At 67.1% G+C, this 23,304-nt stretch carries 26 protein-coding genes and 3 pseudogenes; 12 read left to right on the plus strand and 17 right to left on the minus strand.

Annotated features, from left to right (window positions below):
* From BLR21_RS40835 to BLR21_RS40855, 5 genes and pseudogenes are all read right to left on the minus strand, one after another.
* Positions 1-308: transposase (locus tag BLR21_RS40835; protein WP_143028076.1), on the minus strand; the 308-nt coding region annotated here is incomplete at its 3' end.
* Positions 309-360: 52 nt separating this feature from the next.
* Positions 361-717: pseudogene (locus BLR21_RS40840) on the minus strand (cbb3-type cytochrome c oxidase subunit I); the annotation flags it as partial.
* Between the two features lie 178 nt (positions 718-895).
* Positions 896-1,126 (minus strand): YgaP-like transmembrane domain, encoded by a 231-nt coding sequence (locus BLR21_RS40845; protein ID WP_218131123.1) that lies wholly within the window; start codon positions 1,124-1,126, stop codon positions 896-898.
* A gap of 12 nt (positions 1,127-1,138) precedes the next feature.
* Positions 1,139-1,768, minus strand: a complete 630-nt coding sequence (locus BLR21_RS40850) for a hypothetical protein (RefSeq protein ID WP_090015470.1) — start codon at positions 1,766-1,768, stop codon at positions 1,139-1,141.
* Between the two features lie 18 nt (positions 1,769-1,786).
* Entirely contained in the window at positions 1,787-2,161 is a 375-nt protein-coding gene (locus BLR21_RS40855; RefSeq protein WP_245816152.1) for a DUF302 domain-containing protein, read from the minus strand.
* 190 nt (positions 2,162-2,351) lie between these two features.
* On the opposite strand from BLR21_RS40855, the gene BLR21_RS40860 reads away from it, so the two are divergent.
* From BLR21_RS40860 to BLR21_RS40870, 3 genes are read left to right on the plus strand one after another with little or no spacing between them, the layout of a single operon-like run.
* The gene (locus tag BLR21_RS40860; RefSeq protein ID WP_090015472.1) at positions 2,352-3,740 is read left to right on the plus strand and encodes an MBL fold metallo-hydrolase; all 1,389 of its coding nucleotides are present in this window, start codon (positions 2,352-2,354) and stop codon (positions 3,738-3,740) included.
* The gene (locus BLR21_RS40865; protein WP_090015474.1) at positions 3,737-4,108 is read left to right on the plus strand and encodes a rhodanese-like domain-containing protein; all 372 of its coding nucleotides are present in this window, start codon (positions 3,737-3,739) and stop codon (positions 4,106-4,108) included. The genes BLR21_RS40860 and BLR21_RS40865 overlap by 4 nt, the downstream gene beginning before the upstream one ends.
* 5 nt (positions 4,109-4,113) lie before the next feature.
* Positions 4,114-4,908, plus strand: coding sequence for a sulfite exporter TauE/SafE family protein (locus BLR21_RS40870; protein ID WP_218131124.1), 795 nt, complete (start codon positions 4,114-4,116; stop codon positions 4,906-4,908).
* 10 nt (positions 4,909-4,918) lie between these two features.
* On the opposite strand, the gene BLR21_RS40875 is transcribed toward BLR21_RS40870, so the two are convergent.
* Positions 4,919-5,185 (minus strand): metal-sensitive transcriptional regulator, encoded by a 267-nt coding sequence (locus BLR21_RS40875; protein ID WP_245816199.1) that lies wholly within the window; start codon positions 5,183-5,185, stop codon positions 4,919-4,921.
* Positions 5,186-6,092: 907 nt separating this feature from the next.
* Here BLR21_RS40875 and BLR21_RS40885 point away from each other — a divergent pair.
* Positions 6,093-6,437: a YidH family protein gene (locus BLR21_RS40885; protein ID WP_090015480.1), complete on the plus strand. Its 345-nt coding sequence runs from the start codon at positions 6,093-6,095 to the stop codon at positions 6,435-6,437.
* Positions 6,434-6,556 (plus strand): annotated as a pseudogene (locus BLR21_RS42160) (DUF202 domain-containing protein); the annotation flags it as partial. The gene BLR21_RS40885 and the pseudogene BLR21_RS42160, both read left to right, overlap by 4 nt.
* A gap of 33 nt (positions 6,557-6,589) precedes the next feature.
* Here the strand turns inward: BLR21_RS42160 and lgt are convergent.
* Positions 6,590-7,582 (minus strand): prolipoprotein diacylglyceryl transferase, encoded by a 993-nt coding sequence (gene lgt / locus BLR21_RS40895; RefSeq protein ID WP_090015482.1) that lies wholly within the window; start codon positions 7,580-7,582, stop codon positions 6,590-6,592.
* A gap of 325 nt (positions 7,583-7,907) precedes the next feature.
* Between lgt and BLR21_RS42165 the strand changes: the two genes are divergently transcribed.
* The 4 genes from BLR21_RS42165 to BLR21_RS40915 all read left to right on the plus strand — a co-directional run bounded on the left by BLR21_RS42165 (position 7,908) and on the right by BLR21_RS40915 (position 12,228).
* Positions 7,908-8,333, plus strand: a complete 426-nt coding sequence (locus BLR21_RS42165; RefSeq protein ID WP_143028133.1) for a hypothetical protein — start codon at positions 7,908-7,910, stop codon at positions 8,331-8,333.
* 306 nt (positions 8,334-8,639) lie between these two features.
* The gene (locus tag BLR21_RS40905) at positions 8,640-9,428 is read left to right on the plus strand and encodes a hypothetical protein (RefSeq protein ID WP_090015486.1); all 789 of its coding nucleotides are present in this window, start codon (positions 8,640-8,642) and stop codon (positions 9,426-9,428) included.
* A 215-nt stretch (positions 9,429-9,643) separates the two neighbouring features.
* A complete protein-coding gene (locus BLR21_RS40910) occupies positions 9,644-11,083 on the plus strand; it encodes a DnaB-like helicase C-terminal domain-containing protein (protein ID WP_143028134.1) in 1,440 nt (479 codons plus the stop codon).
* Positions 11,084-11,259: 176 nt separating this feature from the next.
* Positions 11,260-12,228 carry a DUF4238 domain-containing protein gene (locus BLR21_RS40915; protein WP_090015490.1) on the plus strand — a complete coding sequence of 323 codons (969 nt, stop codon included), beginning with the start codon at positions 11,260-11,262 and terminating at the stop codon, positions 12,226-12,228.
* Between the two features lie 239 nt (positions 12,229-12,467).
* Here the strand turns inward: BLR21_RS40915 and BLR21_RS40920 are convergent, their stop codons facing one another.
* The 10 genes and pseudogenes from BLR21_RS40920 to BLR21_RS44315 all read right to left on the minus strand — a co-directional run.
* Complete coding sequence (locus BLR21_RS40920) at positions 12,468-13,295, minus strand: hypothetical protein (protein WP_143028135.1); 828 nt, start codon at positions 13,293-13,295, stop codon at positions 12,468-12,470.
* A 276-nt stretch (positions 13,296-13,571) separates the two neighbouring features.
* The gene (locus BLR21_RS40925; RefSeq protein ID WP_090015494.1) at positions 13,572-14,762 is read right to left on the minus strand and encodes a tyrosine-type recombinase/integrase; all 1,191 of its coding nucleotides are present in this window, start codon (positions 14,760-14,762) and stop codon (positions 13,572-13,574) included.
* Positions 14,763-14,902: 140 nt separating this feature from the next.
* Positions 14,903-15,193 (minus strand): helix-turn-helix domain-containing protein, encoded by a 291-nt coding sequence (locus tag BLR21_RS40930; protein ID WP_218131125.1) that lies wholly within the window; start codon positions 15,191-15,193, stop codon positions 14,903-14,905.
* A gap of 62 nt (positions 15,194-15,255) precedes the next feature.
* The gene (locus BLR21_RS40935; protein ID WP_090015498.1) at positions 15,256-15,957 is read right to left on the minus strand and encodes a recombinase family protein; all 702 of its coding nucleotides are present in this window, start codon (positions 15,955-15,957) and stop codon (positions 15,256-15,258) included.
* The gene (locus BLR21_RS40940) at positions 15,929-16,876 is read right to left on the minus strand and encodes a deazapurine DNA modification protein DpdA family protein (RefSeq protein WP_256335253.1); all 948 of its coding nucleotides are present in this window, start codon (positions 16,874-16,876) and stop codon (positions 15,929-15,931) included. The genes BLR21_RS40935 and BLR21_RS40940 overlap by 29 nt, the downstream gene beginning before the upstream one ends.
* The gene (locus BLR21_RS40945) at positions 16,873-17,250 is read right to left on the minus strand and encodes a VUT family protein (RefSeq protein ID WP_338061097.1); all 378 of its coding nucleotides are present in this window, start codon (positions 17,248-17,250) and stop codon (positions 16,873-16,875) included. The genes BLR21_RS40940 and BLR21_RS40945 overlap by 4 nt, the downstream gene beginning before the upstream one ends.
* A gap of 395 nt (positions 17,251-17,645) precedes the next feature.
* Positions 17,646-17,930 carry a hypothetical protein gene (locus BLR21_RS40950; protein ID WP_090015501.1) on the minus strand — a complete coding sequence of 95 codons (285 nt, stop codon included), beginning with the start codon at positions 17,928-17,930 and terminating at the stop codon, positions 17,646-17,648.
* A gap of 508 nt (positions 17,931-18,438) precedes the next feature.
* A complete protein-coding gene (locus BLR21_RS44305) occupies positions 18,439-18,660 on the minus strand; it encodes a hypothetical protein (protein WP_256335254.1) in 222 nt (73 codons plus the stop codon).
* Positions 18,661-18,806: 146 nt separating this feature from the next.
* Positions 18,807-19,250, minus strand: coding sequence for a hypothetical protein (locus BLR21_RS44310; RefSeq protein WP_256335255.1), 444 nt, complete (start codon positions 19,248-19,250; stop codon positions 18,807-18,809).
* Between the two features lie 76 nt (positions 19,251-19,326).
* A pseudogene (locus tag BLR21_RS44315) lies at positions 19,327-19,887 on the minus strand (DNA cytosine methyltransferase); the annotation flags it as partial.
* A 320-nt stretch (positions 19,888-20,207) separates the two neighbouring features.
* Here BLR21_RS44315 and BLR21_RS40960 point away from each other — a divergent pair.
* The 3 genes from BLR21_RS40960 (at position 20,208) to BLR21_RS40970 (ending at position 23,270) form a co-directional block, all read left to right on the plus strand.
* Positions 20,208-21,257: a tyrosine-type recombinase/integrase gene (locus BLR21_RS40960; RefSeq protein ID WP_256335224.1), complete on the plus strand. Its 1,050-nt coding sequence runs from the start codon at positions 20,208-20,210 to the stop codon at positions 21,255-21,257.
* Complete coding sequence (locus BLR21_RS40965; protein ID WP_090014935.1) at positions 21,258-21,584, plus strand: helix-turn-helix domain-containing protein; 327 nt, start codon at positions 21,258-21,260, stop codon at positions 21,582-21,584.
* Positions 21,585-21,758: 174 nt separating this feature from the next.
* On the plus strand, positions 21,759-23,270 hold the full coding sequence (locus BLR21_RS40970; RefSeq protein WP_176930005.1) for a tyrosine-type recombinase/integrase: 1,512 nt from the start codon (positions 21,759-21,761) through the stop codon (positions 23,268-23,270).
* The last annotated feature ends 34 nt before the right edge of the window (positions 23,271-23,304 follow it).

The raw sequence follows: 23,304 nt of genomic DNA on the forward strand, positions 1-23,304 counted from the left end.
GGACGGTCCAGCTCCGCCGCAAAGAAACTGGCCGCTGACTTCAAGATCTGGTTGGCCCGCCGCAGCTCACGGTTCTCCCGCTCCAGCTGCGCGAGCCGCTCCGCGTCACCGCTCGTGGTGCCCGGCCGGTCCCCGGCGTCGGTCTCCGCGCGCTTCACCCAGGTCCGCAGCGCCTCGGGATGGATCCCGAGTTGGTCGGCGATCCGCTTGATCGCACCAGTCGCGGCCGCTGGATCCCGGCGCGCCTCCACGGCCATCCGGGTCGCCCGCTCACGCAGTTCGTCTGGGTACTTCTTCGGTGGGGCCATCAGTCCTCATCATCCAGGCTTGAATGTCTCCATCAAACCCGGTACGGAACAAGGCGTTGAGCCGGGGGAACGCCACATCAGGCGACCCGATCTGCAAAGGCAGCACGAGATTAGCGAAACCGAAGGCCACCGGCGTCGCGAACAACAGCAGCATGACGGTGCCGTGGATGGTGAACAGCTGGTTGTACTGCTCGTTGGACAGGAACTGCAACCCCGGCCTGGCCAGTTCGCCGCGCATCAGCAACGCCATCACGCCGCCGATGCAGAACAGCGCGAACGTGGTGACCATGTACATCGCGCCGATCTTCTTGTGATCGGTGGTGCGCAGCAGCCCCAGTAGTACCGATCCCTTGGCCGCGCGCTGAGGCCGCACGAGCACCGGTTGCGGAACGGGCTTGGTAGCTGTCATCGACAGGCGCTCCTCACTCCTACGGCATGCCTGCGGGGCGCCGTGGCCGAGTCACCGCAGGCGCGCGCCTGCATGCGGCTTCCCGCAGACTGCTCCGTCAAACGTCCTTCCCGACTTTCACTCGATCAGCCGGGCCGGTGCGTGCTGATTGCGGTCCGTGACAGTGCGCTGGCGATGATCAGGCGCGAGCAGCCAACCGTGCCCGCAACTGCCTGCCCTTCACTGGAAGTCGCAGCAGCGGGCCGATCAGGCAGAAGTCGAACACCCCAGCCGCAACGGGCAGCAATCCCGCCGCGGCGAGGACCAACCAACCGCCACCGGCGAGTGTCCCCACGGTGATCATGACGAGTCCGAGAACGACGCGCAGCGCACGACCTGCCTGGCTGCCAAGGAATCGAACGAGTCCCACGATGTACTCCTTTTAGGAATTGCCCGCCGGGAAAGACGGGATGTCTGTGACAACACAGGCCACGGCGGCGGACGGCGGACTGACGGGCTGACGCCGCAGCTGCAGAACCGCCCCGACTCCGATGCCGTAGACGAGGTGCACCAGCAGGCTCGGCCAGACCCCTGAGATGCCTCGCGCCCACGGATGGTCATGGCCGAACAACACCGGAAGCGCCAGCGCGTTGACAGCAAGCCAGTAGCCACCGCCGTAGAGCAGGCTGAGCGCCAGTCGACGAGACAAGCTCTGCGGCCAGAGACCGGCCAAGGACAACCAGACCAGGGGAAAGGCGCTGACGATCCCGATCAGTAGATGCAGCGCCAGCAGCACAATCCCACGGTCGGAACCCGTCACCACAAAGGCCACGAGTCGGCCGTAGCGGTTGACTTCGAACCCCATCGCCGACACGACGAGTCCAATCGGGACCATCGCCAACGCCGCGCTCACGCCCGCCACGACCGAGTCGGTCGCAGCCACGGACGGCCAGCCATGCCGCGGTCGGCACCGTACGCGCCACGCCCACACCATGGCGGCCGCGATCACCACGAGCAGCGCCGCGGCCACGACCGCCGCCAGCCATGACGGCAACTGCAGAACAGGAGCCATCGAGTCCTGCGGACTCGTTCACCCGGTGCCGGCGCCCAGACTGGACAGGGCGGCATCCAGGCGGCGTGCCGCGTCGGCGGCCACGGGGGCCAGATCGGGCAGACCCGTCAACTCGACCATCGTGGCCGGATCGAGTGCCTGCACCAACGTGCCGTCGCCGTCGGCCCGAACCACGACGTTGCAGGGAAGCAACAAGCCTATGGCCCGGTCGACGTCCAGGGCCTGCCGGGCCAGCGGCGGGTTGCAGGCTCCGAGGATCAGGTATGGCTCCATGTCGTGATCAAGTTTGGCCTTGAGGGTGGCGGTGACGTCGATCTCGGTGAGCACCCCGAACCCCTGCTCTGCCAATGCCCCGCGCACCGCCTCCACCGTGTCGGCGAACCCGGCGTCCACTCGCACGCTCCGGTCATACCCCACTGATCTTCCCGCCTTTCGCACCCAGCTGTGTCCACTCGTCGACTTCGGGGTACCCCGTGGCGTATTAGTCGCTAACCGCAAATCTGCGATCTACATACCCCCGGAGGTATCCGGTAGGGTGAGGATACCCCTATGGGTATCTTGAGGCGAGAGGAGGACTCCAGTCGTGTACTTCGTCGAGACGATCGAGGTCGAGGGCCTGGGCAATCGGCACTACCTCGCGGGTTCGGACGCGGTGGCGGTGGCGGTGGACCCGCCCCGCGACGTCGACCAGGTGCTGGCCGCGGCGGCCCGCAAAGGAGTACGCATCGGATGGGTCGTGGAAACCCATGTGCACAACGACTACGTCAGCGGCGGGCTGGAACTGGCTCGGCTGACCGGCGCTCAGTACGTGGTGCCCGCCGGGGCGCGAGTGGCCTTCGACCACACCGCGGTGTCCGATGGTGAGGTCATCGACCTTGCTGACGGGTTGGTGTTACGGGCTGTGGCCACTCCAGGCCACACTCCTCACCACACCTCCTACGTGCTGGCTGACACCGGCCGCGATGTCGCGGTGTTCACAGGAGGGTCGCTGCTGATCGGCACCGTGGGCCGTCCTGACCTGGTCGATCCCCGGCTGACCGAGTCGCTCGCGCGAGCACAGCACGCCTCGGCGCACAGGCTTGCCGACGAACTCGACGACTCGGTGCCGGTGCTGCCCACTCACGGGTTCGGCAGCTTCTGCTCGTCGTCGCAGGCCCAGGGCGAGTCGACCACCATCGGCGCGGAGAAGCAGTCCAACGAAGCGCTGACCAGCGATGTCGACACTTTCGTGACCCAACTGCTCAGCCAGTTGGACGACGTGCCCGCCTACTACACCCACATGGGGCCGATCAACGCCACCGGCCCGGCCCCAGTCGATCTCACTCCCCCGCGACGCGCCGACGCCGCCGAGATCGCCGAGCGGCTCGCGGCAGGGGAATGGGTCGTCGATCTCCGGTCGCGGATCGCGTTCGCCGACGGCCATGTCGCAGGGGCGGTCAACATCGAAGGCGACGGCTCGCTCGCCACCTACCTGGCATGGCTGATGCCGTGGAACAAGCCGGTCACCTTGCTGGGCGAGTCCGCCGAGCAGGTCGCCGCGGCCCAGCGCGAACTCGTGCGGGTAGGCATCGACCGGCCGGCCGCCGCCGGAGTCGGTGCCCCGCAGGACTGGGTGCCCGACGGCGACAAGCCCGTTTCCTTCCCCAGGGCGAGCTTCGGTGATCTGGCCGCCGCGCTCTCCGGTGGCGAGCGCCCGGTCGTGCTCGACGTGCGCCGCGACTCCGAACGGGACCAGAGCCGTATCGACGGCACGGTGCACATCCCGATCCACTCGCTACCGCAACGGGTGCACGAGGTACCGCCGGGGCGGGTGTGGGTGCACTGCGCCAGCGGCATGCGCGCCTCCATCGGCGCCTCCCTGCTCGACGCCGCAGGTCGTGACGTGGTCGCCATCGACGACGACTACAGCGCCGCAGGCGACATCGACGGCCTCACCATCCGCACCGACGAGCGGAAGCGACACGCCCGATGACCACTCCCCCGCCCCACGGCGCGACGACGCCGGACGAAGTCGACCCGGCATTCGCCTACCAGCACGTCACCGCCAGGACCGCAGTCCTGCTCGACGTCCGTGAAGACGACGAGTACGCCGCCGGCCACGCCCCTGGCGCAGTCCACATGCCACTGTCGCAGTTACGTGACGGAGCTGAGCTGCCCGTCGATCTCCGTCAGCGGTCCGTCCTCGCGATCTGCCGCTCCGGGGCCCGCTCCGGCGTGGCCTCCCGGATCCTGGCCGAGCGTGGCCACACCGTCTTCAACGTCGTCGGCGGGATGCAGGCGTGGCAACAGGCCGGGTTGCCTGTTGTCGACGAGCGGGGCGGGAACGGCACGGTCGCGTGAGTGCCTTGATCCTCGCCCTCGTCGCTGGAGCGATCGTCGGCCTCGCGCTCGGCGCGCTCGGCGGCGGAGGCGGTGTACTCGCGGTTCCGGCGTTGGTCTACCTGCTGCACTTGGAGCCGGCCGCAGCCGCTACCACGAGCCTGCTCATCGTCACCGCCACCTCGATGACGGCCCTGATGCGCCAGTACCGCGAAGTCGCTTGGCGCACCGGATGGCTGTTCGCGATCGCCGGCCTGCCCACCGCGGTCGCCGCCGGGATCGCAGCTCACCGCATCCCGGCACCCGCACTCACCGCCGCGTTCGCCGTGATCGCCGCCCTGGCCGCCATCACCATGCTCCGCGACAAGACCAACGCCTCTCCAGGCGATCGCGATCACGCCGACGATCGGGGTGAAGGCGCCGTGGCGACCGCCACACGCACCAGCACCACCAAAGCGTTGTCGGCCGGGGCCGGTCTCGGCGCGGTCACCGGCCTGCTCGGCGTCGGCGGCGGCTTCCTGGCCGTACCGGCCCTGATCGCCACACTCTCATTGCGCATGCGCACCGCGGTTGCCACCAGCCTGCTCGTCATCGTGGTCAACTCGGCGGTCGCGCTCACCACCCGCCTGGTGACCACCCCAACCGCCCTCAACTGGGGCGTTCTGGCCCCTTTTGCCGCCACCGCGATCCTCGGCGCCTGGGACGGCAAGCGCCTGGCGTCGAAACTGTCCGCCCGCGCGCTGCAGCGCGTCTTCGCCATCGTGCTGCTCGCCGTCGCGGCCTTCATGCTCACCGAAGCGGCCATCAACACATTCCGCTGAAGTGAGGACGTCAGGCCAGCGACAGGAACAACTTCTCCAGCCGCTTCCTCATGTCCTCGCCGTCAGGTGTCTGCCCCTCGGCGATGCACTTCTGCAATCCGGTCGCGATGATGGCGAATCCCGCCTTGTCCAACGCCCGCGACACGGCCGCCAGCTGCGTCACCACCGCCTCGCAGTCACGCCCCTCCTCGATCATCCGGATCACCCCGGCGATCTGCCCCTGAGCTCGACGCAGCCGGTTCAACACCGACCGCAACTCCTCACCGGCCAGCTCCAGATCCACGACTTACCTCCGATGTCGACATACCCCCTTGGGTATCATACCCGGACACCGGCCCCAGCCCGATCCGGACAACTAGGCACTGCCTATGACGGACGACACCACGAAGAGCCAGCTGAGCTGTCCGAAGACACAAGAGATGTGCAGTTGCACATCGTGATGCAGAGGTGTCTTTGCCGGCCTGTTCTGGCCCCACCCGTCCGGTGTGTCCGGCGAGTTTTGGCCCCACCCCGTCCAGTCGGAAGCCGGGTGCCCAGACCGGCCACCACCTGGCTCTTCCGCCCGTCCTTGCCGTCTTTGGAGCCGACCACGTGGGGCCAGAACTGACCGGACGGGTGGGGCCAAAACTCGTCGGCAAAAACACAGAGGCTATTCGATCTTCGTGACGGGCTTCTGCATGGCCAGCTCTGCGAGTGAACTCCGCGTGGTCAGCGTCAAGTACCTACGTTCTTGCGTAGCGACTGCTCGACCTCGGGGTCCACGACAGCGGTCCTGGTGTCCCGGCCGAGTTGCGTGAACGGATCTTTGAGCGGTTCGCGCGGTGACCGGGCCGGTTAGCAGGGGTACGGACCCCGGCAGCGGGCTGGGCTCGCCCTCGTCGCAGAACACGTGCGTCGGCACGACGGTCGCGGATGGGCACAGGCCTGTCCCAGCGGGGGCGCGCGATCTGTCGTCGAGAATCCGAAGGCCGCGGCACGATGAGCCGGACATTGTTGGCTTTGCTGATTATTTGCCTCACGACCGGCTGCGGCGTGTCGGCGCAGAACGAGCCCGTCCTGATCACCTCAACGCACTCCGCCGAGCCCACCCCTACCATCACGATCAAGTCCACAGTGGCGCCGGCCACCACGTCGAGTTCGCCGACACCGGCGACCAGTGCCGCGCGCGACAGCCAGGAGAGGTGATGACAGCCGAACCACCGGGCCAGGAGCCCGACTACCGATTCACACTCGCCAACGAGCGCACATTCCTGGCCTGGATCCGCACGGCACTGGGGTTGCTCGCGGCCGGGGTCGCGGTACGTCAGTTCGTACCACCGTTCGACTGGGCCGGAGCCACCACCACGCTCGCGCTCGCGTGCATCGTCCTGGCCGCGATCGTCGCGGCCACCAGCTTCCCGCGGTGGCGGCGCGCTCAGCAGGCCATGCGAGCGGGAGCCGCACTGCCGCCCAGTCCCATGGTCGCGGTGCTGGCGGTCGGAGTATTGGCGCTCGCCCTGCTCGCCGCGGTTCTGGTGATCGCCGGATGAACCGTGACGCCGGCCTGCAACCGGAACGCACGAACCTCGCCTGGCACCGCACCGCACTTTCCGCCGCCGCCTGCTCGCTGCTGCTCGTGGGCGTCGCGGCGCGACACGGCTGGGGCCTGGCGACCCTGCCCGCCGTGTGCACCGCCGGGGTGTCAGTGACGCTGGTTCTGCTCGCCCGGCGCGGACAGCTCACTGCCCGCCCGCGAGTCCTGCTCGCCCTCGCCGCCCTCGTCCTTGGCGCTTGCGTGTCCGCCGTCCCCCTCGTCGCGGGCAACGGGATCTGACATCAGCACCTCACGGTCCCCACGACGCCGGGCCAGCACGAAGTACGCGACCGCTCCGAGGAACACTAGGATCGACATCCAGACGTTGATCCTGACCCCGAACACGTGCGTGGCGTCGTCGGTGCGCATCAGCTCGATCCAGCACCGGCCCAACGTGTATCCGGCCACGTACACCGCGAACGCCCGGCCGTGACCCAGGCGCAGCTTGCGGTCCAGTACCACCACGACGGCCGCGACCAGCAGGTTCCAGATCAGCTCGTACAGGAAGGTCGGGTGCACGACCATGATCGGCGTGTGGTCGACGGCCACGCCGGTGAGCATGTCCACCACACCGTTCTCGGTCTCCCTGCGGTAGATCTCCAGACCCCACGGCAGGTCCGTCGGAGCGCCGTAGATCTCCTGGTTGAAGTAGTTGCCGAGCCTGCCGATCGCCTGCGCCACGACGATGCCGGGCGCGACCGCGTCGGCGAACACCGGCAGCGGGACACCGCGACGACGGCAGCCGATCCACGCACCCACTCCTCCGAGCGCGATCGCGCCCCAGATGCCGAGACCGCCATCCCAGATCTTCAACGCGTCCAGCGGGTTCTTGCCCTCGCCGAAGTACCGGTAGTAGTCGGTCGCCACGTGGTACAGACGGCCGCCGACCAGGCCGAACGGCACCGCGAACACCGCGATGTCGGCCACGGTGCCCTTCGTGCCGCCACGGGCAACAAGCCGGCGATCACCCCACCAGATCGCCACCAGGATGCCCGCGATGATGCACAGGGCGTAGGCACGAATGGGCAGCGGACCCACGTGCCACACGCCTTGGTCCGGGCTAGGGATCGTCGCGAGCATCCCGCTCACCGCACTCGTCATGCCAGCCACCGTATTCAACGGCCTCAGACCGCCGGCGACCAGCCTCGATCGTCAGGCTTTCGCAAGGAAGAACCGCCATTACGTCAATAGTTCTATCGATAGCCGCCGCACAGCTGCAGCCGAAGGAACGACCCATGCTGACCGCGACGGACAGTAGCGGCTCTCGCGCTGACCGCGCTCACTCAGCAGACGTCGCCGACACACCTCACGGACACCATCCGCTCCGGCCGCACCCGGCGTTCACCCGACACAGAGTCCGGCATGATTACGCCGCCATAGCGGGTGTGTCAAACACGCGCGGCTCTGGCTCGTAATCGGTGGTGACGTGGAGTGGTCGTCAGGGCAGCTCGTCAACGACCTCGGCATCGCCCTCGTTGATGGCGACGATCAGGTCGAGGCCGATGACGAGTCCACTGTGGAGGCGCTGTGCGACGCATCTGCGAACTCTGCCGTGAGCGTCGTGGGGCGGCTGGCCGCCGAACTACCCGACGCAGATCTGAACATCGCACCTGACGCGTCAGAGCACGCCGGCCTGCTGCACGACCATCGCGAGCAGGAAGCACACAGCGATCGCCGCCACCAACAGCGCAAGGAAGACGCGGTATGCGTCGGCGCGCTGTTGCTCGGTCGCCGCCGAGGCAGCCTTATGGCCGGTGTAGGTGAGAAGCAGCGCGACCAACAAGATAGCGCCGCCGACAAACCAAGCCCACATGGACAACTTTCCCTTCAACCCAATAGGGACAGGTGTTGAAGGGGGATCGGAGCTGCGGTTATCACCCTGCGCATTCGCTTCGTGACGATGCGTTCACGCATATCAAGTGGACCTCGAAGCTCCCCACGCCCAATCCTGCCAGACGGCAGCAGCAGGCCAGACAGGTGACCCGCTCGGCACTCCGCAGGCCGGACATGAAACCGCTACCTGCGAGCAGGCCCGAGTACCACCACCCCGAAGACAGAACAGCCCGTGACGTGGCTGATCAAATTCACGCCGCCGTCCAGGTGGCCTTGTCACGCCAACTCAGTTGGTCGGGCGCACTACCTAGCGCATGCTGGAGACGTGAACAGGACGGGCGATCCGGCCGAAGCTCGATTCGAACACTACCTGCGCGAGCGTGGGTACGGGTTCGAGCACGAGCCGGACCTGGCGACCGGCAAGCGCCCTGACTATCTCGTGCGTGCAAACCCGCACGAGTTCGTCTGTGAGATCAAGTCGTTCAACACCGCGGGTACTTGTGGATCAGGGCGAGTCGGGGCGCTGTCGCAGGCGGAGGTTCTCAAGCCGATCCGGAAGCACATCACGACGGCGGCCGTGCAGCTCAAAGGCATCCCGGACCGGCCGCTCGTCGTCGTCTTGGCAAATCCGAAAGGGTGTCCGATTCCCCTTGATCCGTTCTCGGTCATGGCAGCCATGTACGGGGACGTCGGAGTCGAGTTCTCGGTGACCGCCGACGGGGACGGCGGCGACGTTTCCTGGACAACCGGCTTCAACCGCAAGTTGGCGGTCGTGAATCCGGAGACCGGGGAGCGGATCGGTGGCGACCACGAGTACGTCAGCGCGGTCGCGGTCTTGCGTCGGGAGGACTTGGCGTTCCAGGAGTGGTCGCGCCGGTGGCGCGTGGAACACGGCGCCGACTTCCCGTGCGGCGCCACGACGAAGGCCGCGGTGGCCTTTCTCGAGGCGGCGGCCGGAGATGATGGTGTGCCACACAGCGATGATGTCTTCCTGGACGTCTTCGAGACCGTCAGTAGCCAGGCGGTTCCGTTGCCCCGGGATGTCTTCAACGGGCCCAACGACCGTCGTTGGGTTCCCGATAACTCCCGCACCGCGCTTGTTCCGTTCCCTTGAGCGGCCGGGATGGCCAGTCCCCTGGCTCCCGCTCAGCCAACGTTGCTGCCGCGCCTTCACATTTCACCCGCACCAGATGGTCATGGTTGGTGCTGTCAGCGCGATGACCATCGTGGTGGAGGGTTGCGGTAGTGGCGTGGGTATTGAGGTGTCGGCGGCACTGGGCGTCGATACGCTCGGTTCAGCTGACTTGGCACACTAGAGATGGGAACTCAGTGCGCTACACCGACACCGTGCTCTCCAATGGTCCTTCATTCGGCGACTGGTTGCCTTCTCGTCTCGGTGAAGCCGACATGGCAGCCATGCGGACTGGGTTTCTGAGCCTTCGCGCCGTCGAGGATGTGGCACCGCAGCTCCTCGCACTTCTCCAGCGTGGAGGACAACTGCTCATCGTCGCGGGTGGAGCACCCGACCAGGCCGATCCCGACGCGCTGATTCGGTTGAGCGAGCTGCTCACCCCTTTCGGCGACCAGGCGACGCTTCGGGTCGTTGTCCACCCAGACGAGTTCCAGAACGCCAAAACCTACTACACGCACTTCCCAGACGGCCACGCCGAGGCATGGATAGGCTCGGCCAACCTCACTCGCGGGGGCCTGCACACCAACCATGAAGCCGCGGTCTTCTTGGATTCACGGGAGCCGGCAGAGGCCGGGATCATCGAGGATGTCCTGAAAGGCATCGAGACGTTCCGCGATCGTCCGGGCACGACAGGTGTCTCTGAGGAGACTCGCCTAATCCTCACCGCTCGCCAAGTGAAGCTTCGGCAAGGGCGCCGGCAAGGTGCGACGATGCGGTCGACTCAGCGGTGGGCGGACTTGCTCCAGCCCACAATGGACACAGTCGACGCGGTTGCCTCAAGCCCGGACGTGATGCTCGGCGTGCCGACAGGCTTCGCGGACCTGGACCTGATCACCAACGGGCTCCCAGCTGGGTCGCTGACGGTGATCGGGAGCCGGCCGGGAGCAGGGCGAAGCACACTGCTGCTGGGCTTCGTCCGGAACGCCGCGATCAAGCACTCGTTGCGGTCGGCCTTGTTCTGCTTGGACCAACCGGGTGTCGACGTGACCCAGCGCATCCTATGCGCCGAATCGGTAATCCGGCTCTCCGACATGCGCGGCGGCTTGATGTCGGACGACGCCTGGACCAGGTTGGCCCGCCGGATGCCCGAAATCAGCGAAGCGCCCCTGCTCGTCAACACAACCCCGGCCGCGAACGTTGATGCCCTGTGCGGCGAGATCGCCCGCCTGGACCAGGAGGAGCCGTTGAGTCTGGTGGCCATCGATCCACTCAACATGGTGCAAGCACGCACGGAACCCGGCGCGAACCGCGAACGCGAGGTGTCCACCGTGGCCCGCCGTCTGAAGACGCTGGCTCTGGAACTGGAGGTTCCGATTGTGGTGACTGCGGAGATCGGCCGTACTGTCGAAGCGCGAGTAGACCAGCGGCCCCTCCTGGCCGATCTTCGCGAGTCGGACTCTCTGGCACAGGTAGCCGATCTCGTGATCTTGCTCAATCGACCTGATCTCAACGAACGTGATAACCCTCGCGCTGGCGAAGCGGATCTGATCCTGGCAAAGCACCGCAACGGACCGACGGCAACCATCACCGTTGCCCACCAGTTGCACTACGCCAGGTTCACCGACCTCGCCAGGTGAAATGCTGTCATGTTGATCAAATCCTCGGCAAAGCAAACACGCCTCCTCAGGGCGCCATCGCGATCGGTGACGCCAGCGCCCTCCGGGCCGACACTTGATCTGTACCAGGCCTCCAGGATCAGCTAGATCCGTGCAGCCGGCAGCCAGTCCACCTACCGAGTAGCTCGAGGACGAGCATGTCCGCACCCAAGAAGCATCACTACGTGCCACAGTTCTTGCTCCAGCTCTTCGCCGACGACCGTGGGCGGCTTCTGATCCACCGCACCGACCGCGTCGCCTCCTATCCATCGAACGTGCGGGACGTCGGGCATACCAACCTGGGGCACAGCCTGTATTGGCCCAGCCGCGAGCCGGACCACGTCACCCTCGAACAGGGCATGAGCGGGATCGAAGGTGCTGCCGCCGAGGTGATCAAGACACTCCGCAGCACGACCACCAGAACGGTCACCGAGTCTCAGCGTGAGGTACTCGGCTTCCTGATCTCGCTGCAATGGGCTCGCAGCCGGTTCTTGCTCACTACCGTCCGACGCAGCGTGACGGGTGATGTTCCGGTGGACGACAGCAATCGCTCGGCAGGGCTGCTCCCCATACTCATGAACGTCTTGAGCCCGTGGTGGGCTCGTGCCCGAGACGAGTTCAATCTAAAGGAACGATCCAGCTACGTCGTGGACTGGCTGCAGCACGGGCCGTGGACCTGGCGGCTGTACCGGCCAACCTCCGCCAAGCTCGTGATCGCCGACAACTTGGTCTGTATGTGGGGCGTGGCCGACGGCGAAACCAGCGACATGCCAACGGCTTGGACTCATCATGGCGTCGCTCTCGGCTTCGGCAACTGTGCACGCATCACCATGCCACTGGCGCCAGATCTTGGATTGATCATCGCCCGCGATCCGTACAGAAACCGTCGGCTCAGTGCCTCAGACTTCAACCGGGCCACGGTGTTCAACTCAAGAGAGTTTGTCGCACTCCACCCTGACGGTCTCGCTGACGACCCGCTGCGCCGAGCGCTGGACGACGACATCCAGACGCAGCGCTGGATCCTTCCGATCATCTGGGGCGCCACGCTCAGCGCTGCAGACAAAGACGCCCACGAGTTCGCAGCCCTACCCGATCCATTTGACCCGTTCGACGGCGTCGACGGCTGACCGTGAGCACCGACGCTAAGGCCAAGACAGTGCCACAGAAGATGATTTGTCTGTCGTGTGACGACCTACGTGTGGGTGTGCTGGCTCCACGCGGACCGACAGGCCGACGACTGACCTCGCCGGTTGTAGCGTGAATCAGCCACGCTTGTTACGTCATCTCCGCCGCGGTGTCGAACGGGACGTCGCAGGCGACATCTCGGTAGCCCCTCCCCCAGTGACGCTGTTCAGCTGTCCAGGCGTCAACTGAAATGCAGGTGGCGAGCCGCTTGGATCGCTGGTGTCACGACACTGTCCAGATACGGCGTCGAAAACGATCTTCCCCAGTTCTGTGGTGAGTTGCGGCCCTGCTGATGTGGGTGCATGAACGATGCGAGGTACACCGGGACGCCGGCCAAGTGGACGTGTTCGAGGTTCGAGCCCTGGAGTCGCACCTGCGTCACCAAGGAATCGATCCCGGCTCGCGCAGGGCCGCTTTGCAGGATGCACAGCGTCGGCGCCAGAATGCGCACCGTGGCGGCCAGGTGAGGCAGGCAGTTCGTCGTCATCACCGGAGTTCCCCGCGACGACGTGGTCCCGGTGGCTACCGCCGAGCAGAGCCGCATGTTGACCAGCGCGTAGGCATCCATGACGTGTACCGGCTCCGGAGTATTGGCCAGTTCGAGCAGCTCTCCACGCCGATCAGGACCTGGAGTGCGCCCAAAGGCGAGCCGCAATGCACTGGCGGTGCCTTTCATGTGTGGCTTACGACCGCGCGGATCACCGCTGATCACCGGCTGCTGCTCCAGGCTGCGTTCGGCCAACGTGACCAGCTCGCGTTCCCTTCCGGTCTCCATCCCCAGTACCAGCACCCGCCACGGCCTGCCGTTCTCCACCAGGTCGTAGTGCTGTCCGACGTGCGAAAGCTGGCCGCGCCAGAACGATGTCCCCTGACGCCGCAATGCCGACGCCCGACACGCCGACTCCCGTCCACAGCAGAACCCATCATCACCCAATACATGAGAACTCATGTACTGGGCCAATTCCGCGATCCGAGATCGCGTCTGCTCGGGCTCGCTGTACAGCACCATTCGCAGCACGCTACGACACACCGGTGTCGAAAGAGCGTGACCCTGGCCTCCGTGCGGAAGGCCATGCCGTCCCGTCCCGTCGACTCCGTCCGCGCCCGGCGCCTACCGGACGTCGCGCCTGAGAACGGCTATGCCCGCTTCACCGCCGCAGCCGCCTGCCCCGTATTCGGCGGTACAACGGGTCACGTCGTGCTTGGCGTTTTGTGGCCCGCCGGCGGGGAGACGCGAGCACCGTCGAAGTCCTCACTGAGTGGAGGCAAGGGATTGAGCGGCTTGTCACGCGGCGAGGCGCCAGGTGCTGTCGATGTCGACGGGTGCGTTGATGACGGCCTTGTCCCAGCGCTCCTGCAGGCGTTGCAGCAGGCGGGCTTCGACGGCGGCGGCGACGTGGGAGTAGGTCTCCTGGACCTTGTCGGGCATGACGTGGCCGAGGCGGAGTGCTTGGGCGATTTCGGGGATGCCGTCGTCGATCATCCAGGTCTTGTGGCTGTGGCGGGTGCCGTGGAAGGTCAGGCCGGGTTTGGCCGGGTGTAGCCGGATCCTGGGGTTGTCGACGTGGAGGTTGCCGTCGGCGGCGGGGCGCTGGGCGCGGCGGGCGAAGTTGCTGCGCCGCAGGAGTCCGCCGTCGGGGCCGATGAAGACGTGCGGGTGCTTGTGCGTGGCGAGTTGGATGCGCAGCAGTCGGACGTTGAACGGGACGAGGCTGATGGTGCGCGCGGATGCCTCGGTCTTGGGCGGGCCGAGCCACAGTTTGCCGGAGGCGGATTCGTGCAGGGTGCCGGTGTCGGGGTCGATGACGATGAAGCCGGTGTCGTCGTCGAACAGGTGCACGTTGTGCCGTTGCAGGCCGGTCAGTTCGCCCCAGCGGGCTCCGGTCCATCCGGCGGTAACTTCCAGGATGGCGCCGCTGGGTCCGTAGCAGGAGGCGATCTGGTCGGCGACTTCGAGCAGTTCGGCGGGTTCGGCCCAGACCTTCTTCTTCGGGCGCTGGCCGTGGCGTCGGCGGCCCCGGCGAGGTGGCCGGATCGGGTTGGCCGCGATGAGTTTCTCGTCGACCGCGTCGGACAGGATCAGTGACAACAGCTTCGTGATGCCCTGCACCGTGACGGCGGATAGTTGTGTGCGGAGTTCTTTAGCCCATGCTTGGATCTTGAGGTTCTTGAAGTCAGCGAAGGCGGTGTCTCCCCAGCGGGGTTCGATGTGTTTGCGCACGATGCTGCGGTAGTTCTCCTCGGTGCGCAGGTCGACGTCGATCGCTGCCCAGAAGTCGGGGAGGAAATCGCCGAGGGTGGTCTGGCCGCCGACGGGGTCGAGCCAGGTTCCTTTGCGCTGCTCGGATTTCATGTCGTCGATGTGGTCCTGCGCGGCTTGCTCGGTGGAGAATCCGGGGATCGAGCCGATGGTGTCGTCGCCGCGGCGGTAGCGGACGCGCCAGGTGTTGTCGCCGCACTGTTCTGCCCAGGCCATGTTGACCTCCTCCGAGGTGGTGGTGTGGGGGTCACGGATGTGACAAACACATGGACGCTCGATGCTCCGAAAAGGGGAAGCATTGACACACAAGAACTTTGGACAGTCCGAAGAGGTCCGTTGTCATCGATGTATTGAGCTCATCCGTGACGTCGAGGCGGTCGTGTCCGGGTGCGGGTGGTGCGTTGCGCGGACGCGACGATCGCTTCCAGATCGGCGTGGGAGAACCTCAGGTGCTTGCCGAGGTGCGTGGACGGGATCCGGCGTTTCCCTGCTTGCTTGCGCAGCCAGGACTCCTTGACCGCGAGGATCACCGCGGCCTGGCCGGGCGTGTAGAGCAGCTGCGCCCCCGGCGGTTCGGGGAGTTCCGGTTGCGCCGCCGCGGGCATCTGCGCAAGATCCTCCTCGTACGCACGTCCCGTGACTGACATACGTGCTGGTCGTGGCCCTTGCGGATCAGCCAAGCGTGCTTGGTCGATGTAGTTGTGCGGAGTCATGCGGCATCGACTGCGCTGGTTGAGTGTGGGTAGCGGAAGCGTGGATGGACGGCGGCGAACTCGGCCGGCGTCACGACCGGGGGATGCACCCAGACCTCCGACCAGACCCATTCGGATCGCGGCACCCGTTTGCCGTGGTGCGTGCGTCCCCAGACCTGACAGCCGAGGTACTTCGGGTTGTGCAGGATCGCCTGGACGGCCGCCACCGTCCACACGCCAGGCTGACCGGTGTCGGCGTCGAGTGGCGCGGGGTAGCGCGACGCGGCGAGTCGGCGGCGGATCTCCGAGACCGACAACCGGTCTTCGCCTCGCCACACGAAGATCATCCGGACTGCAGACGCTTCGACCGGCTCGATCAGCAGCCGGGTGCGCCAGCGCGGCCGTCGGCCGGTCGGGGTGACCCGGACCCGTCGGGCTCGGTAGCCGTACGGCACGTCTCCGGTATTGAAACCTGCGCGTACCAGTTCTTCGGATCCGGCGCGGGCGGTGGCGAGATTGCTGGCGTGGTAGTCGTGCAGGACGCGTTGCCGAACGCGCCACGACAGCTCGGTCTCTTCGTTGTTTGTGTCCTCCTGTGAGCGGAACAACCTCGCCCCCAGGATTGTGAGGCGCTGCCGCAGGGTGTGACGGCCGTCGGTTGCGACCCAGCGCGGGGTGCGGTCGTCGGACTCATCGCGTGCGGCGGTGTTCGAGTGCATGGCAGTCTCCGTTTCGTGAAGGCGGGCTATGCCCTGGGCGAGTTCTGTGCGCGGGTCGCCGTCCGGCTGCGGGCGCGGCGCACGCTGAGTCAGGGCGGGTGCGTTTCGCTTTCTCGGCGCGCGCACGCGATCCGTTGGCATGTGTGGAAGTCGGCACGCAGTCCGACTGGGTGCCGGGCTCGTCGATACGCAAGGAGCGCAGAAGGCGGGCATGCCAGGCCATTGCGAAGGGCAGGCAGTTGGATTCGCTGCGGTGGGTGGGCGAGCAGCCGGGAACGTATCGGCCACGCAGACTCCACGATGCCGAGTCGCTGCTGGAGATCGCGTCGGCATAACGTGCCAGCCCTTGGACCTTCGCCCCGAAAGCGTGCAGGCGATACCCGCGGGCGGCCAGCGACCGCATGATCTGCTCGACTTCCGCGGTGTGCTGGCGCCGGCACACACTGCCCACCCCGACCAACGGCAGCGCGGCCAGATCGACGCCGTGCCGTTCGTAGAAATCCGCGCACCTGTTGTAGTCCGCAATGGACTGACCTTGCAGCACCGGGATGATCGGCAGCTCAGGCGCAAGATCGCACAGCCGCAGGTAATTGACGACAGTGCGGTGCTGGTGCACGCGCACCGTCGCGCCGGTGCGGGCCAGAATGTGCTGCTCCGTCATGTGGTCCATCGGTGCGGCCCACGCGAGATTGCCGATCTCGGTGGCGTAGCGGCGAAGCGCCGCGACGTAGCCGCGTTCGTTGATGCGCCATCGGCCGTGCATCGATAGTTCCGTGAAGCCGCCGGAGTCGCACGCCCACGGCCCGGTCGCGCGCGGCAGGCTGCGCCGGTCGGCCAACCTTCGGTGGGAGACCAACAGCGGGACACCGAGATCGCGGGCAAGCCACGACGGCTGGTGGGTGCCCAGATAGAACCTCATCGCGGCACCGCCCGGCACCGGCTTCGCGAAGCGACCCACAGCAGCGGCAACGTGACCACCGTCGCGGCCGTTTTGCCTGCCACCTGCCCCGGCACGGCGGCGAACGAACCGAACGCGAGCGGCACGAACAGCAGGCTGTCCACGATCATCCCGAGCAGGTTCGATCCCAGTACCGCGCGCAGCCGCGAGCCCCGGCGCAGCACGGCGTAGAGCACGGAGTCGAGCGTCTCGGACACGGCGAACGCCACCGCGCTGGCGACCGCGATCTGCGGCGTGGCCAGCAGCCACGACAGCCCGGCGCCGGCCGCGACTCCTGCGAGCACGCCCGGCGTTCCCAGTGTCTCGTGCAGCAGGTCGCGCAGAGTCAAGGTCACGCCCGACCACAGTGTCCCGGCCGGAATCACCAACGGTCCGAGAACCGCTGCGGGCCAGTGAACGGAGGCCCAGTTCGCGGTGAGCACTGTGCCAACGTAGGCGGCGACGACTACCAGTCCAGCCATGGTCACGGCGCGGGCGGACCGGTCACCACCACGATCTGCTCCCGCTGGCAACGAGTGCGTGGACAGGGCCGGCATGCCGCGTGCTCCACGACGACGCCCGTGCCGCAGCGGCGCCACCACCGCGAGATCTCGTCCGGATCGGACTGCCTCGCAGGAACGGCAGCACCGAGCGTCAGCTGCCGCGCGGTCCATCAGCGGGGTGATCTTGTGTCCAGTAGTGCGTATCCCTGCCTCGTTCGACAGGTGAGGTTGTTCTGGGCCCGACGGATTCATGGCGCGCCTCGTCCGTCGCTGGACCGCGGGGTGTCGTCGGGTGTCGATGGCTGTGCGTGCCATCGGCGGGCGCGGCGTGGGTTGACGGAGGTGGTGGTGACGCCGTCGGCGTTGACGGTGACGAGGTGGGCGTATTCGGACGCCCAGCGGCGCCGGATCCAGCGGATGACCGTGCGGATCAGCATGCGTGCGCCGAGGAACACGAATCCGGCGAGGTAGACGCCGACTGTGGCGATGATCGCGCAGGCGAGCCAGATCGCGGCCAGCATGCCGGCGGCCATTGCGAAAGTCGGCAGGAAGTCGTGGACGAATGTGCTTGCGAGCGAGCTGGAACCGGTTGGCTCGGAGGCGGTAGGTAGCGGCGACATCGTTAACCCTCCGGCGGGTCGAGAGTGTGGGCGACGGTCTGTTGGTCTTGGTTCGGGGGTCTGTGATCGAGGTAGAGGGAGTTCTGGCTGATCGCCTGGCGCTGTGTTCTGTGCCGGGCGCCGTGGTGTTCGGTACGGAGGAGGGAAAGTGCTGAGGAAATTGACGTCTTCGATCCCGCTGGCCCGGCCTTTGCTCCCCGCGCGTTCGCGTCGGGCGAACGTGCGAGCCGACGACCACGCCCAGCCGTGACCGGACCGAATCCGGCCGTGGATCACCGCGTCGATTCACTCGGACACGGCGCTCGCGACAGCGATCTGCGGGCGCGGCCGACGGCCAGGGCAGCCGCGCTGCTCTGGCCGTCGGCGCCGAGCGAAAGGCACCGCGAAACCGGACCGACGTCATGCGCGGAAGGTGGACCGGTTATGCCGCGTTGGCCTCCGTCCCCGAGCAGGAGTTCTCGGTGCAGTCACCGCCGAGCAGCGCGACGAGATCGGTGAGCAACAAAGCGACGGCATAGGTGGCTTGTTGCGGGACGACGCCGTTGCCCAGCGCGCGCAGCTGCGCGGTGCGCGGCAGCGGCAGAGCTGTTACCCAGCCCGGTTCCAGACCTTGGAGCCATTCGACGAAGGCCGGGGCCAACACAGGACGGCCATGGACGCCGGGCTGAGTGGGGCACGGTGCTGGCCGCCCGAGTACCTGTTCCCATCGACGCACGGCCGGCGTGTAGTCGCCCCAGTCCACCTCGGGAAGCGCCGATACCGGCGACGCGGGATCCGGATCGGTGACGGCTACGAGACGCCGTCGTCCGTGCCGGGGACCAGCAGGCGTATGACCGCCGACGGCAGCATCAGGTCGCCCTTCGACCCCCGCTGCGCCGGACAGCCCTTCGTCCCGTCGGTCGCCCGAGGCGTCGGCAGGAACGCCTCGGGGTCCACCAGCGGGAGCACCTGCTGCGACAACGGCGGCCGGAACCCGGCCCCCGCCTGAGGCCCTGCCGTGCCGGTGTCCGACGCCCTCAGCGTCGGCAGCAGCCGCGCCTGGTCGGGCAGCGACGAACCTCCACCCTGCTTCCTGTGGGTGCAGTTCTTCGCGTCCGATGCCGTCGGTGTCGGCAGCAGCCGCAACCGGTCCAGCAGCGACGGGCCGCCCTGTCTGCTGGCCGCCGAGATGCCGTTGGAGGAACCGTCGTGCGCGGTCGGCGTCGGCAGCATCTCCGGTGCCGCTGCCGACACCACCGGGGCGTGGCCATGCGCACAAGAACACGCGTTCTCTGCGGTGTGCGGCACCGACGTCGGCGGCGCGAACGCTACGCCAGAACGCGTCATACCCTGCTTCGGCCAGGTCGCCGAGTACACGGTGGAGTCCTCCGTTGCGCCAGCGAAGCGCGGCGACGTTCTCCAGCACGCACAACGCTGGTCGTAGTATCCGAAGACAAACCAAGATGTCGGTCCACAGGCCACTGCGTCGGCCTTTCTCGATGCCCGCGCGCCGCCCGGCGGCGGAGATGTCCTGACACGGAAACCCGGCGGTGAGCACATCGACCGGCTCCACCGCCGTCCAGTCGACGGCGCGGAGGTCGCCGAGATTCGGCACGCCCGGCATCCGCGCGTCGAGGATCGCGCGGATGTGCGGATCGGGGTCGGCGCACCAGGCGATGCGGCCCCCGCCGAGCGCGGCCAGCACGCCGAGGTCCAGTCCGCCATAACCAGTGCAGAGGGACCCCACGACCGGACCGGGGCTGCCGAGGACGGACAGCGGTTGCGGTGTGACTGCCGCCCCTGCCCCCGCAGCCGCGCGCACGGGGAGGCAGCGGCGGGGTACCGGCGTGGGCCGTGTCCCGTGCCGGGTACGGCGTGTCTGGGCGCTCATGCCACCCTGCTCCCGGACTTGCCCGAGTGCACACTCGGGTCCGCGGCGTGTCGCGCTCGGCCGCTGACGTTGCGTCGGGAATCCTGGTGAACCTCCGCGATCGCTGAACTCGAACCCCGGCGCGACAATCCGACATCACTTGAGTTCGATCGGGCCTCAGGTCGTGGTCGGCTGCTGACCCAGTACTTCGTCGCTCGATCCGAGAGGATCGGCGTGTTGAAGTTGCTTCGGAATTTCTGAAGTGATGTCATCTTGGCTGAACTCTCTGCACGTTGTCCGAAGACAAGGGGCGTGGGTTGGCCGTCGCACCGGTTCGGGACTTGCGGGCACGCCGCGTGGTGGCGTCGCCCGAGGAGCTCGAGCGGTTCGAGGTCGATGTGATGGCCGGGCTGGTGCTCGCGCGGTCGTCGGCGGGTCTGGCGGACGGCACGGTTCGCGGCGATGTGAGCAACCTGGAGCAGATCCGGGACTGGTTCGGCCGGCCGTTGTGGGAGATGGAGCCGCAAGATGCGGACACTTACTTCGGCAAGGTGATGCGCGCAGCGCCGAGCGGAACCCGGCTGGCCCGCGCGGGAGCGCTGTCGGTCTACTTCGAGTTTCTCGAGCTGCGGCACAAGGTCGAGCTGCACGCGATGACCGGCCGGGTCGTGCAGTGCCCGCTCGACGAGATGAACCGGCCGCGCGGCAACAAAGACGCTCGGCTGCGGATCCCGCCGCTGGAAAGCGAGATCAACACGCTGTTCACTGGCTGGGCGCAGGACCTGGCGACCTGCCGGAAGTTCGCGCCCTCGGCGCGCAACTATGCGGCGGCACGACTGATGGCAGGCGTCGGCGTGCGGATCAACGAGGCCCGGCACCTCGACCTGGCCGACATCCGCTGGGAGCTGGGCCGGTTCGGCAAGCTGCACATCCGGATGGGCAAAGGCGCGCGAGGCTCCGGGCCGCGCGAGCGGATGGTGCCGTTGCTCAACGGTGCTGATCGCACTTTGTGTTGGTATGTCGAGGATGTGTGGGGCCAGTTCGGCGACGATCACACCCGGCACGGTGCGCCGTTGTTCCCTTCCGAGCGCACGAACCGTGACGGATCGCGTTGCCGGGTCGGCTATGACACGTTGCGCGCCGGGCTGGCCGAGGCGACCGTGACGCACCTGCCGCAGTGGGCGGGCCGGTTGTCGCCGCACGTGCTGAGGCACTACTGCGCCTCGCAGCTCTACCTCGGCGGTCTCGACCTGATCTCCATTCAGGAGATGTACGGCCATGCCTGGGTGGCCACCACGATGAAGTACGTCCACGTGCACCGCAGCCGCATCGAAGACGCCTGGATCGCTGGGCAGAAACGCGCCGCCACGCGGCTGGAAGGACTGATGTGAATGCGGTGGAACCTGCGTCTGGTCGCGGCGAACCGCGGCATCTGGCAAGCCTCCGAGTTGCAGCGGCGACTCGCCGAATACGGCTTGGTCATCTCGCTGGGCAAGATGTCCAACCTGTGGTCCGGCCAGCCCGCGTCGCTCAAGCTCGCAGATCTGGATGTGATCTGTACGGTGCTCGGCTGCCAGATCGGGGAACTGTTGATTCCCGAGCCGGACAAGGTTCGTGGCCCGAATGCCGACAGCGAGCAGTCCGCTGCCAACGGGCCGGCGAAGCCGCCGCGCGTGGTGCCGCGTCGGCGGGACGGCCGGTCCTTGCCGCCTACCTGATCGATGGTCGCGCGTGACGGTGTCGGGCCGAGGGTCGCTCGGTCGGTGACCAGCTGCGCGGACTGCCTGGCGTGGGGGCAGACCTACGCACAGGGTGTGTGCCTGGCTTGCTACAACTTCGCCGCTGCCCGTTTCGGCCAGCACGTCGGCGAGTGCGGTGCGTGCGGGCGTCGCGTGCGGCTCAAGAAGGGCTACTGCCGGTTGTGCTGGTGCCAGGCCCGCGAGGATCGCGCCGTCGCCGCCGAGGATGCGCGCGGGAAGGTCGTGCTCGCCCCGTTCGTGGCAGCGGTGCAGTGCCACCAGTTGTTCCTGGCCGACCTGTACCGCCCTCGTGCTCGCCCGCGCACGGCTGAGCGGCGCCGCGGAGCGAAAGGACGCCCCGCCAAACCGCCACCGCCGGTGGCGCGTGGTCCCCACCTGGACTGTGCGCAGCTCGTTCTGTTCGCCGACCTGCCCCGCACCTACCGCTATGGCCACGTCGACCTGAGATCCGGCTCCGCGCCGGACAATCCGTGGCTGGCGTGGGCGCTGCATCTCGCGCACACGATGGCCGAGACACGCGGATTCGATCCGATCGTGCGACGCACCCTCAACCGCAACCTCGTGATGCTGCTGGTCACTCACACCGACGGCGACACGGTGCGAGTCTCGGACTTCCAGCATGTGATCCGCAACCGGGGCGGCGGCCTGGTCCACGTCCTCGACGTGCTGGCCGCGATGGGCATCCTGCACGACGACAGGCCGTCGGTGTTCGACACCTGGCTTGAGTCCAAACTCGACAATCTCGCACCCGCGATCGCCCACCACGTGCGGCGCTGGGCGCACGTGGTGCGCGACGGCGGACCTCGCCGCCGACCACGTCGGCCCGAGACAGCCATGACCTACGTCAATGCCGCGCGACCCGCACTGCAGATGTGGTCGGGCACCTACGACCATTTGCGCGAAGTCACTCGCGACGATGTCATCGACTACCTCGACCTCTTGCGCGGCGAGCCGCGGGTGCACGCCTTGGTGGCGCTGCGCTCGCTGTTCACCTGGGCCAAACGTGAGGGAGCGATCTTCCGCAACCCGGTCGCCCGAATCCGAATCGGGAAGTACCCGCCGCCTGTCTGGCAACGTCTGTCCGATGAGGACATCGCCTGCGCGGTCCAAGCCGCGACCACACCTCAGGCCAAGTTGTGCCTGACACTGGCGCTCGTGCACGCGGCCCGCCCCGGTCAAATCCGTGCACTGCAACTCGGCGACGTCGACCTCGCCAACCACCGGCTCACCGTCGCCGGCCGGACACGCCCGCTTGACGAGCTGACCTACCGCGCGCTGGTCGAGTGGCTCGACCACCGACGCCGCCGATGGCCGCACACCGCCAACCCACATCTGTTGATCAGCAAGGAAAGCGCGCTTCGACTCGGCCCGGTCAGCGCCGCGTTCATCCTGAACCTGCGAGGACTCCCCGCGAACCTGGAACGTCTGCGGATCGACCGGCAACTCGAGGAAGCCATCGCCTGCGGCGCCGACCCGCTGCACCTGTCGGCTGTGTTTGGCATGGCCGCGCAGACCGCGATCCGCTACGCGACCAACGCACGCCAACTGATTGAGGACGTTCACGCCGCCACGTCCTCGGGTTCGTTGCGAACCCCAGTGTCCAACCCCGACAATGAGGCCGATGACCACTTGGGTTCCCGCTGAAGTTGCTTCAGTTTTCGTGAACTCAAGGAGTTCA

The organism is Lentzea albidocapillata subsp. violacea, assembly GCF_900100275.1.
Lineage (GTDB): Bacteria > Actinomycetota > Actinomycetes > Mycobacteriales > Pseudonocardiaceae > Lentzea > Lentzea violacea.

Bases quoted from the DNA above. Each gene is read 5' to 3' on its own strand.
- BLR21_RS40885 (WP_090015480.1), top strand. From the start codon at position 6,093: ATGACAGCCGAACCACCGGGCCAGGAGCCCGACTACCGATTCACACTC.
- BLR21_RS40915 (WP_090015490.1), top strand. From the start codon at position 11,260: ATGTCCGCACCCAAGAAGCATCACTACGTGCCACAGTTCTTGCTCCAG.
- BLR21_RS40940 (WP_256335253.1), bottom strand. From the start codon at position 16,876: ATGAGGTTCTATCTGGGCACCCACCAGCCGTCGTGGCTTGCCCGCGAT.
- lgt (WP_090015482.1), bottom strand. From the start codon at position 7,582: ATGACGAGTGCGGTGAGCGGGATGCTCGCGACGATCCCTAGCCCGGAC.
- BLR21_RS40965 (WP_090014935.1), top strand. From the start codon at position 21,258: ATGCGGTGGAACCTGCGTCTGGTCGCGGCGAACCGCGGCATCTGGCAA.
- BLR21_RS40920 (WP_143028135.1), bottom strand. From the start codon at position 13,295: ATGGTGCTGTACAGCGAGCCCGAGCAGACGCGATCTCGGATCGCGGAA.
- BLR21_RS40930 (WP_218131125.1), bottom strand. From the start codon at position 15,193: ATGTCAGTCACGGGACGTGCGTACGAGGAGGATCTTGCGCAGATGCCC.
- BLR21_RS40850 (WP_090015470.1), bottom strand. From the start codon at position 1,768: ATGGCTCCTGTTCTGCAGTTGCCGTCATGGCTGGCGGCGGTCGTGGCC.
- BLR21_RS40950 (WP_090015501.1), bottom strand. From the start codon at position 17,930: ATGGCCGCCGGCATGCTGGCCGCGATCTGGCTCGCCTGCGCGATCATC.
- BLR21_RS40935 (WP_090015498.1), bottom strand. From the start codon at position 15,957: ATGCACTCGAACACCGCCGCACGCGATGAGTCCGACGACCGCACCCCG.
- BLR21_RS40865 (WP_090015474.1), top strand. From the start codon at position 3,737: ATGACCACTCCCCCGCCCCACGGCGCGACGACGCCGGACGAAGTCGAC.
- BLR21_RS40925 (WP_090015494.1), bottom strand. From the start codon at position 14,762: ATGGCCTGGGCAGAACAGTGCGGCGACAACACCTGGCGCGTCCGCTAC.